Raw genomic sequence first — 12,938 nt, forward strand, 5'->3', positions numbered from 1 at the left:
CCTGCTATTATAGGGGTAGAAATGAGAAGGAGATGCAGTATACCATGAATTTTAATATGGATTATGACTTACTATATCAAGAAACAGTCAATCGTTCCCGCAGCGAAATCGAAGCGAGCGGATATGAACAATTAAAGACTCCTGAAGAAGTGGAAGAAGCATTTGCAAGTAAAGGTACAACACTCGTAATGATCAATTCGGTTTGTGGTTGTGCCGGCGGTATTGCTCGTCCAGCTGCAGCGCATGCTGTACATTATGACAAACGCCCAGATCGTTTGGTAACTGTTTTTGCCGGACAAGATAAGGAAGCGACGGCACAAGCAAGAGCATTATTTGGCGAAGATCATCTTCCTTCATCCCCATCGTTCGTTCTTTTAAAGGATGGCCAAGTAGTAGCTGAACTTGGCAGACACGAAATTGAGGGACATGATCCAATGTCAGTTGTAACAAACCTCCAAGCACAATTCGAGGAATTTTGTGAAGAAGTATAATGATAGAGACAAAAGGGTGCGTTCAATCGTATCCTTTTTTTCATGAAAGGGGTTCCATCTTCCGTGAAGCTTAGACGCTATTCAATCGGATATCGTACATTAAAAACGGCAATCGGCGCGGCTGCAGCCATCTGGATTGCTCAATCCATCGGGTTGAATTCGTACGCCTCAGCTGCAATTCTGACCGTTCTTTGTATTCAACCAACAAAGAGAAAATCTGTGAGAGCAATTCTTTCCAGGATTGTCGCCACATTGATTGGTTTAGTATTTGCTGTTGTCTTTTTTGAAGGGATTTCATACAATCCAGGTATTTTTGCCATTATGATTCTCTTATTTCTCCCAACATTGGTTTCACTTCGATTCCAAGACGGCTTTGTCTCTAGTGTCGTTATTCTGCTTCATATTTATTCGCAGAAAAATTTCACGTTTGAATTATTAATAAATGAGTTATTGTTGATGTTAATCGGTTTTGGTACGGCTTTCATCGTTAACTTTTACATGCCTGACATTAGTCGGAAACTAAAAAGATACCAAGTCGAATTGGAGACCCTTTACTCGAAAATATTCAAGGAAATCGCCAACTATTTACGGAATGGGGATTTGGAGTGGGGTGGGAAGGAATTAACAGAAGCGGCTGCCATATTAGGAAAAGGGAAAGCACTTGCTTATCAAGACGTTGAGAACCATTTAACAAGACATGAAAACGAATATTATTCGTATTTTGATATGAGGGAAGAGCAATTTGAAATTATCGAACGTGTACTTCCAAAGATTACAGCCATTCCAATGGTACTTTCACATTCCCATATAATCGCTGATTTCATGGACGAACTTGCAGAAAATGTACATCCAGGTAATACGGCTAAAAGGTATATTTCCAAGTTGGAAGGTGTAAAGGAAGAGTTTGCAGATCTCCCTTTGCCTCATTCCCATGAAATGTTCAAAGCTATGGCTTCGCTCTTTCAATTCATCGAAGAAATGGAACATTATTTGGAGATAAAATCGAAGTTTAAAGGGATGAAATAATGGAATAACAAAAAATCAGCCGGTTATTACCGGCTGATGCTGTTTATATTAGAAGAACATGCTGAGGCCCATCATTACAGAAGATAAGACCATTGCACCAATCATCGCATAGACGACGAACTTTCTGAATTTAGGATTACTCATTTTCCGACTCTCCTTTAATCTATGTATTCATTATTATAACAAGTAGAGATTTATAGGACAAATAGGTAAAATGGATATAGACGAAGCAAAGGGGATGTTGCATTTGGAAAAAGTCGACCATATCGGAATCGCGGTAAAAGACTTGGACAAGTCGATACCTTATTATACGGACATATTAGGTCTTCCATTACTGAAAATTGAAGAGGTAGAATCGGAAAAAGTTCGGGTTGCGTTTATCGATGCAGGAAATATAAAAATTGAACTTCTGACGTCTATGGATGAAACGAGTGCCATACATGGATTCCTCTTAAAACGGGGAGAGGGAATCCACCATATCGCCTTTGGTGTCAAAGGAATAGAGGAAAGGCTGGCGGAGCTGAAAGAAAAAGGAGTTCAACTCATAAATGAACAACCGAAAATCGGTGCTGGAGGGGCGGAAGTAGCATTTCTTCACCCGAAGTCATCTTATGGCGTACTGATGGAACTATGCGATAAAAGCAAAACTGAGGGGTGAATGTAGTGGATATTTACGATAAAATCAATGAACTTTACGATAAGAAGAGACAGATTGAATTAGGTGGCGGGGACGATAAAATCGCCAAACAACATGAAAAAGGTAAACTGACTGCGAGGGAACGTATTGAGTTGTTATTAGATGAAGGAACTTTTGTTGAACTCAATCCGTTTGTCCAGCACCGAACACGTGACTTTGGAATGGATCAACAGGCCGGACCCGGCGATGGTGTAGTGACTGGATACGGAAAGGTAAACGGCCGACCTGTCTATTTATTCTCACAAGACTTTACGGTCTTTGGCGGTGCTCTTGGAGAGATGCATGCGATGAAAATTGCAAATGTCATGGATTTGGCTGCGAAAAATGGGGCACCGTTCATCGGGTTGAATGATTCGGGTGGCGCCAGAATCCAAGAAGGCGTAGTATCGCTTGACGGCTATGGACATATCTTCTATCGGAATGCAATTTACTCCGGCGTAATCCCACAAATATCAGTCATTATGGGACCTTCAGCGGGGGGCGCAGTTTATTCGCCTGCCATTACGGATTTCGTATTCATGGTGGATAATACGAGTCAAATGTTCATCACAGGTCCGAAAGTGATTGAAACGGTAACAGGAGAGAAAATCTCTTCCGAAGATCTTGGTGGTTCTAAAGTACATAATACAATTAGCGGAAATGCTCATTTCCGAGGTGCGACAGAGAAAGAAGTGCTGGAGGAAGTACGTAAGCTTCTAAGCTATCTACCGCAAAATAATGAGGAAAAACCACCGCTTGCTGAAGTGGGGCAAAGTGATGATTTGCGGCCAGACCTAACGGATATCGTACCTTCCGATGCAGTCCGGCCTTATGATGTACGTAAAGTGGTGGAGCAAGTAGTAGATAGCGGGTCATTCATGGAAGTGCATTCAGAGTTTGCCCGGAATATCGTCATAGGTCTTGCGAGGATCAAAGGTGAAGTGGTCGGTCTTGTTTGCAATCAGCCCAAGGTGATGGCAGGAGGTTTGGACATCGATTCTTCTGACAAAGCTGCAAGATTCATTCGTTTCTGTGATTCCTTCAATATCCCGCTGATTACCTTCGAGGATGTCACAGGTTTCTTCCCGGGCATTAAGCAAGAACACGGTGGAATTATTCGCCACGGTGCGAAAATACTTTATGCTTATTCCGAAGCTACAGTTCCGAAAATGACAGTGATCCTTCGAAAAGCATATGGCGGGGCATATGTGGCACTTAACTCTAAATCGATTGGTGCCGATATTGTATTTGCATGGCCAAATGCTGAAATAGCTGTAATGGGCCCTCAAGGAGCCGCAAATATCATCTTTGCAAGAGAGATTTCGAATAGCAGTGATCCGGAGGCAGTCCGAGCGGCTAAAATAGATGAATATCGTAACAAATTTGCGAATCCGTATGTTGCTGCGGCTCATGGTATGGTCGATGATGTCATTGATCCAAGAGAGACTCGCATTAAGCTCATTCAGGCATTGGAAATGATGCGCAATAAGAAAGAAACAAGACCTTCAAAAAAGCACGGCAATATACCACTATAAAGGAGTTTTTCAACATGGCAAACGAACGCTTAATCAATGAATTTATGGAGTTAGTAAAAATCGATTCCGAAACAAAGAATGAGCAAGAGATTGCTCCTATTTTAAAACAGAAGATGGAAGAGCTTGGTTTTGATGTGGTTGAAGATGACTCCGCGGTAAGAAGCGGCCACGGGGCAGGCAATTTGATCGCTACGTTGAAAGGTAGTCTGGATGTTGAGCCTGTTTATTTCACATGCCATATGGATACAGTCGTTCCCGGATTGGGCATTAAACCTGAACTGCGCGAGGATGGGTACATTTATTCTGATGGTACAACAATCTTAGGGGCGGACGATAAAGCAGGAATCGCTGCATTGTTTGAAATGGTCCGTGTTCTGAAGGAAGAAAACATTGCACATGGGGATATCCAATTCGTTATTACTGCAGGTGAAGAAAGTGGACTGGCAGGAGCGAAAGAAATAGATCAAAGCTTGTTAAAGGCTAAATTCGGTTATGCAGTGGATAGTGATGGGAAAGTCGGCGGAATCGTTACAGCCGCTCCGTACCAAGCGAAATTGACAACCATTATACGTGGAAAGACGGCTCATGCCGGGGTAGCACCCGAAAAAGGCATTTCAGCTATTACACTTGCTGCAAAATCCATTTCAAGGATGAAATTAGGCCGAATCGATTCTGAAACGACAGCGAATATCGGACGCTTCGAAGGCGGACGCGCAACGAACATCGTATGTGATGAAGTTTATATCCTTTCTGAGGCACGCTCCATTCATCCTGATAAATTGAATGAGCAAACAAAGCATATGGTTGAAACTTTTGCACAGACCGCGAAGGAACTGGGCGGAAGCGCTGAGACGGATGTCAAAATCATGTATCCAGGGTTTAGTTTCGATGGGGAAGACAAAGTCGTCAAGATTGCCCAAGCCGCTGCAGAAAAGATTGGACGCGAACCAAAGCTTATGACAAGTGGCGGCGGCAGTGATGCGAACATTATTAACGGGTTAGGCATTCCTACCGTCACTCTATCAGTCGGTTATGAAGAAATCCATACAACGAATGAGCGTATGCCAGTGGAAGAGTTAGAGAAGCTAGCTGAGTGGCTCGTGGAAATCGTGAAGGAATCAGCGAAATAAGATCCGGGGGAAAACAGAATGTCAAATGTTAAAGCAGTCATTGTCCGTTCTGGCAATGAAGAATACGCATTACCAGTAGAAAACGTGATATCAATCGAGAAACTTGAATCTATTAATCCGATTCCTCATTTACCGGACTATATGCTTGGATTGATGAAAATCCGAGGTGAATTGGTACCTGTCTTGGATTTAGAACAAATCTTGTACAACAGAAAAGCCCCACAAAACGATGTTGTGCGGGTTGTCGTTGTCCAAACGGATTCCTTGAATATTGGACTATTGGTTTTAGATGCAAAAGAAATACTTGATTTACCTGAAGATACATTGAAGCAAATTGGCCTTTCCAATTATTCACGGACAAAATTCGTATCATCCGTCGCTAACTTGGAAAACCGGATGATTACCTTAATTGACCCAACCGTATTAGTCACAACATTAGAAGGTGTTAAAGAAATAAAAGAATATATGGATTCAGTAGAATCTTGATTGAATGAGGGCAGTCTATCACAGGCTGTCCTTTTTGGGGGAGGTAATATATATGAGAACCATCACGTTATCTAATGGACAAACTGTTGAAGTTGAATGCTTAAGTTGCGCACTTACAGGTGGGTTAATCGAACCTGAGGGAGGAGTCATTGTTGAAACAGAGTACTTCCATGCACATCAGGATGTTGCTTATCCCATTAAGGGGCTGGTCATTTTAGCATCCAAGAGGCATTTTACTTGTCTGGATGAGATGACAGAATCAGAACGGATCGATTATATGGACATTCTTACGAAAATCCGGAAAGCACAACGTGAAGCATTGGGGATTGACTATGTGTACTATTTCTATAACGAGGACACTACCCATCATTTTCACACTTGGATGGTGCCGCGATATAAGTGGATGAGCGAATTTGGACGTTCCGTTGAGTCGGTAAGACCTGTATTACTTCATGCGAGGAATAATATGAATCATGAACGAAATAAAAATGAAGTCCGTAGTGCAATAAAGGTATTAGCAGAAGCCTTAAGGAACTAAGACGTGAAGAGTAATAATAACAAAAAGCAATTGATCGAATGAATCGGCCAATTGCTTTTCTTATTTATTATATCGTTGTTCCACAAATCACGTTTCGGGGACCTCTGTTTCATGTACCACTAACCTTATTCCACTTCTGAAAAGGAAATAGAAACACAGGTTTGGTATAATGTTAATAACTAATTGTGCGGAGCGATGTCCATGGAAGAACAACAGAAAAATAAGGCGCGTGTCATATTTCACTTGGATATGAACAGCTTTTTTGCTTCGGTGGAACAGGCATACAACCCATCACTCAAAGGTAAACCGATAGCCGTGGCTGGTAATCCGAAGGAACGGAAAGGAATTTTAGTCACATGCTCATATGAAGCACGGGCAAAGGGAGTTTATACAACGATGCCTGTGTGGGAGGCTAAAAGGAAGTGCCCGGATATCATTTTACTTCCACCAAATTTTGAACGTTACCGGATAGCTTCTCGGGCGATGTTCGATATTTTGAGGACATATACCCCTTTAGTCGAGCCAGTGTCGATTGATGAGGGATATGTAGATGTCACGGAACTGCATGAGGAAAAAACCGCAGTGGAACTGGCAGTTGAAATACAGCAACGTGTTTTAACGGAATTGGATCTACCTTGCTCGATAGGAATTGCACCGAATAAATTCTTAGCTAAAACTGCTTCAGATATGAAAAAACCAATGGGCATTACGATTTTACGAAAACGAGATATACAAGAGAAGCTTTGGCCGAGAGAAATCATTGAAATGCATGGAATTGGGGAAAGTACTGCCGCTAAACTGAATAATTTAGGCATTACCACGATAGGCGATTTAGCAAAACAAACAGAATCGTTCATGAAAACAAATGTAGGGAAGTATGGGATTCGATTATGGCAGCGGGCCAATGGGATAGATACGCGAGCAGTAGATCCACAATCCGTTTATGATACGAAGAGCGTCGGAAATTCCATGACTTTGCCTGCGGATGAGACTGAGATGACCGAATTAGTGAGAAGCTTAAACAAGCTATCTGCGAAAGTTTCGGAGCGGCTTCATACGAAGCAACTTGCAGGTCCGACAGTGTCCATCCAAATTAGAGATTCAGATAGGAATAATTACTCACGGAGCAGAACATTGAGAAATGATGTTACAACTAAGGAAGAAATCTTTGAAGTAGCAGCAGAGCTTTTCCGAAAACATTGGAATGGAAACCCGGTACGTTTATTAGGTGTAACAGTCAGTAATGTTGTTGATCGTTCTGAGACCGTGGAACAGTTATCGATCTTTAATTTTGAAGAGCATATAAAAGATGAACCCATAATGGATTTAATGGGAAATCTAACTAAAAAATTCGGAAAAGAAGTAATCACTAGAGGTGTAAAGTTGAAAGGGAAACCGTCTAAAGGTTCCGAATCGAGCTTCAGTAAAGACTTCCTTGATGATACACGCGAATAGAGAAAGTAGGGACAGTATGCAGCTGCAATTTTTAGGGACAGGGGCGGGAATGCCTTCTAAACAACGGAATACAAGTTCACTTGCACTAAAGCTATTAGAGGAACGACGGAAGATTTGGCTATTCGACTGTGGAGAAGCGACTCAGCATCAAATACTTCATACAACATTAAAGCCTCGAAAAATCGAGAAAATCTTCATCACTCACTTACATGGTGACCATATTTTTGGACTTCCCGGTTTATTGGGTTCACGTTCGTTCTTAGGTGGAGATGAAAAATTGACCATCTACGGGCCGAAAGGCTTGAAGGAATGGATTCAGCTTACGCTCAAAATTAGCCAAACACATCTTAACTATGTAATGGAAATAATAGAAATTGAAGAGGGAATAATTTTTGAGGATGATTCCTTTATCGTGACTGCGAAAGAACTTGAGCATGTTATTCCTTGTTATGGATACCGGGTGGAGCAAAAACCGTTGCCAGGAAAGCTTTTAGTAGAGAAAACGAGTGAAATAGGTGTTCCGAAAGGTCCACTGTTGAAACGACTAAAAGATGGACAAGATGTCACACTTGAAGATGGTCGGCTTATCAGAAGTGCAGACGTGACAACACCGCCAATTTCAGGGTTTACAGTATCTATATTAGGAGATACACGGTATTGCCATAAATCGATTGAACTGAGTCGTGATGCACATATCGTTGTCCACGAAGCAACGTTTGATGCCGGAACCGAGGAATTGGCCAAACCATACGGTCATTCAACGATCTTGGAAGCAGCTACGGTTGCCAAGGAAGCAGGTGCTAAAGCCTTGATTGCGAACCATATTAGTGCCAGATTTCTCCCTGAGGCGGCAAAAGCTTTAGAAACACAAGGCAAGTCAATTTTCCCTGATATTTGGATTGCCTCCGATTTTGCAGAGTTTGAAATTAAAAACGGAACGGTATTAGAACGGACTTCTTGACCGATGCTGATGGCATCGGTCTTTTGTTTTCTGAAAAATGAAGACTATTAAAATGTTTCCACTATCTTCCTAGCTATTTTCAGCCGGTCTTTTTTCCTGTAAATTTAAAGTCTATTTATATTTCCGAGAGGGGCAAGTATATGAAATATTTCGTTGTCATCATCGGCTCCTTGATTGTAGCCATCGCATTCAATCTTTTCTTAATTCCTTTTGGGATCTTAAGCAGTGGAATAAGCGGCATTGCCATCTTAATTGGAATACTTACCCCTTTCAGTATTGGAGCCTTGAACTTTCTGTTAAATCTGCCGTTACTGATTCTGGGGTATTTTACTCTTGGAAAACGGATAACCTATGCCACTCTTCTATGTGTTGTCTCGCTCAGTATTTTCCTGTATGTATTACCTGAACGGGCTGTCGCGGATGATATTCTGTTATCAACCATCTTTGGTGGATTCATCGGTGGGGTTGGTATTGCTCTCATCTTGAAATTTTCCGGAACATCCGGCGGATTGGATATTGTAGCCATGATACTTTCAAGAAAGAGTAATGCACCGGTCGGTCTATTGTTGACGGCTATGAATGGAGTAATCGTACTCGTCTCTGGAACTGTTTTCGGTTGGAATATTGCGCTTTACACACTCCTATCCATTTATATCACTGGAAAAGTCATCGACTCCATCTATACGGATCAGATAAAAGTGACGTTGCAAATTATCACGACTAAAGGAGATGCGATCCGTCAAGATCTCTTAGATAATATTTACCGTGGATTTACGATGAGTGATGGGTTTGGTGGTTATTCCAAAGAAGGGAAACAAATGATCTGGATGGTTGTCACTCGATATGAAACACTTGAAATAAAGAAAATCGTTCGTTCACATGATGAACATGCTTTTATTAACATTTTCAACACAATTGAAGTCGATGGACAATTTGCAAAAAATATGAAATGAACTAAAGTGCTGCTCCTTTGCAGTGCTTTTTTTATTGTTTTACAGGGAGATTCTATCGAGATTAAAGTTATTTATTAAAAAATAGTAGTAGACCTCCAACAGTAAGTCGGAGGTCTATTTTAGGCACTTAGAAACGCCAGCCCCGTTCATATGGTACAGGGGCTTTTAGTTCTGCATTCAGTTCTTTTGCCGCGCGGTATGGCCAGTATGGGTCACGGAGAAGTTCACGGGCTAAGAATATCAATTCTGCTCGATTATTCTTTAAAATTTCCTCCGCTTGCATCGGATGGGTAATCAGTCCGACAGCCCCAGTAGGAATCGGTGTTTCATGTTTGATTGTTTCTGAAAATGGCACTTGGTAACCGGGATAAGCATCGATATTTGCCATGACCACCGCTCCAGAGCTGACATCAATCAGATCCACACCTTGCTCCTTCATCCATTTAGTCATCTTCACATAGGACTCAGGGGTCATGCCGCCTTCTGTATAATCGTATGCTGAGATTCTAACGAATAATGGAGCTTCCCAAACTGAACGGATTTCGTCAATAATTTCCCTTAAGATACGGTAACGGTTTTCATCCGTTCCTCCGTATTCGTCCGTTCTCTTGTTTGTAAGAGGGGAAAGGAATTCATTAATTAAATATCCATGTGCTCCGTGCAATTCGATTACGTCAAATCCTGCGGTCTTTACGCGCACTGCCGCTTTTTTGAACGCTTCTATGGTTTTCGCAATATCATCTTTTGTCATCTCGACTGGTGTTTTATAGTTTTCACTAAATGCAATAGGTGAGGGAGCATAAATATTTTCTTTTACTGTCGACTTACGGCCAGCATGAGCGAGTTGGATTCCCGCTTTGGAACCATGCTGTTTAATCAATTTGACAAGCTCGGTCAATCCTTCAACATGAACATCGTCCCATACTCCAAGGTCTTGAGGAGAAATTCTCCCCTCAGGTTGGACAGCTGTCGCTTCAAGGATAATAAGTCCCACTTGTCCTACTGCCCGGGAAGGATAGTGGACCCTATGCCAATCCTGAACAATTCCATCTTCGTTATGGCACTCATACATGCACATAGGAGACATGACTATTCGATTCTTCAACTCAACGCCACGTATTACAAATGGTTCGAATAACTTTGCTTTCATCACAATACCTCCTGACAATAAACTTACATATTTACACTATCGTAAGATTAGAGAGAAGGAAAGTAATTGAGATTTCATGTTGTATAATAATATTATGTAAACTTAAAGAAGGAAAACTTCAAATAGTGTCAAATATACTGGTTATAAGGAGGGGAAGTTATGAGGTATTTAATTATCTTAACGCGGGGAGAAAACTGGAAGGATGGCATTCGTTTACCTGATCAGCCCTGGATGCCGGAACACGCGGTCTATGTTCAGAATAAGTTTGATTCTGGGGATGTATTGGTAGCAGGCCCATTTGACGATCATACTGGAGGTGCAATCTTAATCGATGTTGAAAAAAAGGAAGATCTCCTCAAGTTTGCACAAAATGATCCAGCTGTTGTAAATGGAATTTTTAAATTTGAACTTAAGCCATGGGCAGGTCTAATGAACAAATATGAAAACCGCAGTCCGAATTTCGGTCAAGAGTATATCGACTATAAACATTCAGTGCAAAAAGAATTGAATATTTTATAAGAAGTTAGCTTGGAAGGCTGCGAGCTTTTTTCTGACTTGCCGCCTTCCTATGAAGTGATATTTTGGAGGAACGAATGGAGAAAAACATTAATTATAAGTTCTGGACTGTTTGTCTTATTCAAGACGGGGAGCATGTCTTATTATTGAATAGACAGCATGACCACTTTAAAGGCTTCATACCGCCAGGCGGTAAGGTGGACTTTCTTGAAAGCTTTACGGAAGCCGCTATTCGTGAGGTAAAAGAAGAAACAGGATTGGACGTACGGAATCTGATTTATAAAGGGATTTACGAGTATGTAAATCCGGTCAAACGGGATCGATACATAATATTCAATTACATTTGTAAAGATTTTAGTGGGGAGCTAATAGAGGATTCCCTTGAAGGTAAGCCGGTGTGGGTTCATTTGAATGAAGTCGAATCGCTTCCGATGCAAGAATCGATCCGAAGACGCTTTCCTTTGTTTTTTGAAGATGGGACATTTGAAATATTCGTTGAGTGGGATGAGCAGAATAATCGGGAAGGGAATGTCACCATCAAGAAAATATGAAAGGAGCAGAAAGTCTGCTCCTTTTTCAATACATTTCCCCAAGCTCACGAGATCTTGCTTCCGCCTGTTGGATGCATGTTGCTATTAGATCTGGAAATCCTTGATCGCTAAGAGCACGAAGACCCGCTTCGGTCGTACCTCCTGGACTGGTAACTTTGCGTCTCAAATCTGCCGGTTCATTATCAGGGTTTTTCATCATTTCCGCCGCTCCAACCAGAGTTTGAACAATTAGGTTGCGAGCGACCTCTTTTGAAAGACCTTTTTCAATAGCCGCTTGTTCTAAAGCTTCGGCAAAATAATAAATATAGGCTGGCCCGCTTCCTGATAAGGCTGTCACAATGTGCAGTGAATCTTCCTCAACTTCTTTCACAGTTCCAATTGCGGCGAGTAAATCAGTAATGCGATCACGCTGCCTCGCTGTAACCAACTCATTGAATGCTACTGCACTGGCTGATAATCCGATGGCTGCTGACGTATTCGGCATGGCCCTCGCTATTGGCCTTTTACCTAATCCTTCTTCGATGGAACGGATTGGAACGCCTGCAGCAACTGAGAGAATTACCGCTTCAGAGTGAAGCCTTGATGCAATTGAGTCCATTGCGGCTCGGATATCTTTCGGTTTCATTGCCAAAATCACAAGTTCTGCTTTTTCCACAATCCGATTTTTCATCGTAACAGGCACAATTCCATAGATGTCGTGGAGGGACTCTAATTTTGCCTGATCCGACTTATTCATCACATATATGTCTTCAGGGCGGGCTACACCTTCTTTTATCCATCCATGAATCAATGCTTCTGCCATCGAACCGGCTCCTGCAAAAAGAATCTTTTGCATGTCATCTCCTCCTTTTTAATAAAAATAAAAAAGCGCAATCATCCTTCGTTGAAGGACGAAAACGCTTGTTTCCGCGGTACCACCTGCATTTGCCATAAGGCACATCTCAAGCCCATTAACGTTGGGATCCGTCCATGTTTTTCATGGAAGCTCGGAAGCAGGTTCTAAGCGGGAGCGGAAGGCGGGGCTTTCAGCCAGCGGCCACACTCTCTAAACTCCTTCACCGCAAATACTATTCTTCGTCATAGCCATTTCCTATTAGTTATATGCGATTATATTCAGTTTACGCACCACATGTCAATGAAAGAAGGGTAAATATTATAAATTTTCTGTTCCATCGCTGTCTTTTAAGAAAAAACGAATGATTCCAAGCATCATTCCAATGATTGAAAGAACAAGACCCAAATTAGCCAGGGTTTCTTTTTCCGCATAAATGATTATTGTTAGACCTGCTATTACGATCAAGATGGAAAATAGCAATACATCTGTTAACTTCCTATTTCTTAACGAATTTACCGACAGTAAAACAAAACCGATCAAGATGATGAACCCAACAATGAACAATCCCATTACTCTTACCCCTTTCTTTTTTTAATGCACTCTTTCACTGTTCCACTTTATTATATAGTACGATA

The 12,938-nt window shown here is 41.6% G+C and carries 16 protein-coding genes; 12 read left to right on the forward strand and 4 right to left on the reverse strand.

Annotated elements, in window-relative coordinates; translation table 11 throughout:
• Window positions 1-44: 44 nt before the first annotated feature.
• Both ACFOZY_RS12185 and ACFOZY_RS12190 read left to right on the forward strand, forming a co-directional pair.
• The gene (locus ACFOZY_RS12185) at window positions 45-491 is read left to right on the forward strand and encodes a BrxA/BrxB family bacilliredoxin (RefSeq protein WP_378155813.1); all 447 of its coding nucleotides are present in this window, start codon (window positions 45-47) and stop codon (window positions 489-491) included.
• A 42-nt stretch (window positions 492-533) separates the two neighbouring features.
• Window positions 534-1,517: an aromatic acid exporter family protein gene (locus ACFOZY_RS12190; RefSeq protein WP_378155815.1), complete on the forward strand. Its 984-nt coding sequence runs from the start codon at window positions 534-536 to the stop codon at window positions 1,515-1,517.
• Window positions 1,518-1,565: 48 nt separating this feature from the next.
• On the opposite strand, the gene prli42 is transcribed toward ACFOZY_RS12190, so the two are convergent.
• On the reverse strand, window positions 1,566-1,661 hold the full coding sequence (prli42, locus tag ACFOZY_RS12195; RefSeq protein WP_378155817.1) for a stressosome-associated protein Prli42: 96 nt from the start codon (window positions 1,659-1,661) through the stop codon (window positions 1,566-1,568).
• Window positions 1,662-1,764: 103 nt separating this feature from the next.
• Between prli42 and mce the strand changes: the two genes are divergently transcribed.
• The 8 genes from mce (at window position 1,765) to ACFOZY_RS12235 (ending at window position 9,251) form a co-directional block, all read left to right on the forward strand.
• On the forward strand, window positions 1,765-2,175 hold the full coding sequence (gene mce, locus ACFOZY_RS12200) for a methylmalonyl-CoA epimerase (protein ID WP_378155819.1): 411 nt from the start codon (window positions 1,765-1,767) through the stop codon (window positions 2,173-2,175).
• Window positions 2,176-2,180: 5 nt separating this feature from the next.
• Complete coding sequence (locus ACFOZY_RS12205) at window positions 2,181-3,728, forward strand: acyl-CoA carboxylase subunit beta (protein WP_378155821.1); 1,548 nt, start codon at window positions 2,181-2,183, stop codon at window positions 3,726-3,728.
• A 14-nt stretch (window positions 3,729-3,742) separates the two neighbouring features.
• Complete coding sequence (locus ACFOZY_RS12210; protein WP_378155823.1) at window positions 3,743-4,858, forward strand: M20/M25/M40 family metallo-hydrolase; 1,116 nt, start codon at window positions 3,743-3,745, stop codon at window positions 4,856-4,858.
• An 18-nt stretch (window positions 4,859-4,876) separates the two neighbouring features.
• Window positions 4,877-5,344 carry a chemotaxis protein CheW gene (locus ACFOZY_RS12215; protein WP_378155825.1) on the forward strand — a complete coding sequence of 156 codons (468 nt, stop codon included), beginning with the start codon at window positions 4,877-4,879 and terminating at the stop codon, window positions 5,342-5,344.
• Window positions 5,345-5,396: 52 nt separating this feature from the next.
• Window positions 5,397-5,882, forward strand: coding sequence for an HIT family protein (locus tag ACFOZY_RS12220; RefSeq protein WP_378155827.1), 486 nt, complete (start codon window positions 5,397-5,399; stop codon window positions 5,880-5,882).
• 201 nt (window positions 5,883-6,083) lie between these two features.
• Window positions 6,084-7,337 (forward strand): DNA polymerase IV, encoded by a 1,254-nt coding sequence (locus ACFOZY_RS12225; protein ID WP_378155829.1) that lies wholly within the window; start codon window positions 6,084-6,086, stop codon window positions 7,335-7,337.
• Window positions 7,338-7,353: 16 nt separating this feature from the next.
• A complete protein-coding gene (gene rnz, locus ACFOZY_RS12230; protein WP_378155831.1) occupies window positions 7,354-8,298 on the forward strand; it encodes a ribonuclease Z in 945 nt (314 codons plus the stop codon).
• A gap of 140 nt (window positions 8,299-8,438) precedes the next feature.
• Window positions 8,439-9,251 (forward strand): YitT family protein, encoded by an 813-nt coding sequence (locus tag ACFOZY_RS12235; RefSeq protein WP_378155833.1) that lies wholly within the window; start codon window positions 8,439-8,441, stop codon window positions 9,249-9,251.
• 127 nt (window positions 9,252-9,378) lie between these two features.
• On the opposite strand, the gene namA is transcribed toward ACFOZY_RS12235, so the two are convergent.
• Window positions 9,379-10,401: an NADPH dehydrogenase NamA gene (gene namA, locus ACFOZY_RS12240; RefSeq protein ID WP_378155835.1), complete on the reverse strand. Its 1,023-nt coding sequence runs from the start codon at window positions 10,399-10,401 to the stop codon at window positions 9,379-9,381.
• Window positions 10,402-10,560: 159 nt separating this feature from the next.
• Between namA and ACFOZY_RS12245 the strand changes: the two genes are divergently transcribed.
• Window positions 10,561-10,920: a YciI family protein gene (locus ACFOZY_RS12245; RefSeq protein ID WP_378155837.1), complete on the forward strand. Its 360-nt coding sequence runs from the start codon at window positions 10,561-10,563 to the stop codon at window positions 10,918-10,920.
• Window positions 10,921-10,994: 74 nt separating this feature from the next.
• On the forward strand, window positions 10,995-11,468 hold the full coding sequence (locus ACFOZY_RS12250) for an 8-oxo-dGTP diphosphatase (protein WP_378155839.1): 474 nt from the start codon (window positions 10,995-10,997) through the stop codon (window positions 11,466-11,468).
• 25 nt (window positions 11,469-11,493) lie between these two features.
• Here ACFOZY_RS12250 and proC read toward each other — a convergent pair whose 3' ends face one another.
• Window positions 11,494-12,303, reverse strand: a complete 810-nt coding sequence (proC, locus tag ACFOZY_RS12255) for a pyrroline-5-carboxylate reductase (protein ID WP_378155841.1) — start codon at window positions 12,301-12,303, stop codon at window positions 11,494-11,496.
• Between the two features lie 318 nt (window positions 12,304-12,621).
• Entirely contained in the window at window positions 12,622-12,873 is a 252-nt protein-coding gene (locus tag ACFOZY_RS12260) for a hypothetical protein (RefSeq protein ID WP_378155843.1), read from the reverse strand.
• Window positions 12,874-12,938 lie beyond the last annotated feature (65 nt).

The sequence above is a fragment of the Chungangia koreensis genome, assembly GCF_042651785.1.
In the GTDB taxonomy this organism is placed as follows: Bacteria; Bacillota; Bacilli; order Bacillales_A; family Planococcaceae; genus Chungangia; species Chungangia koreensis.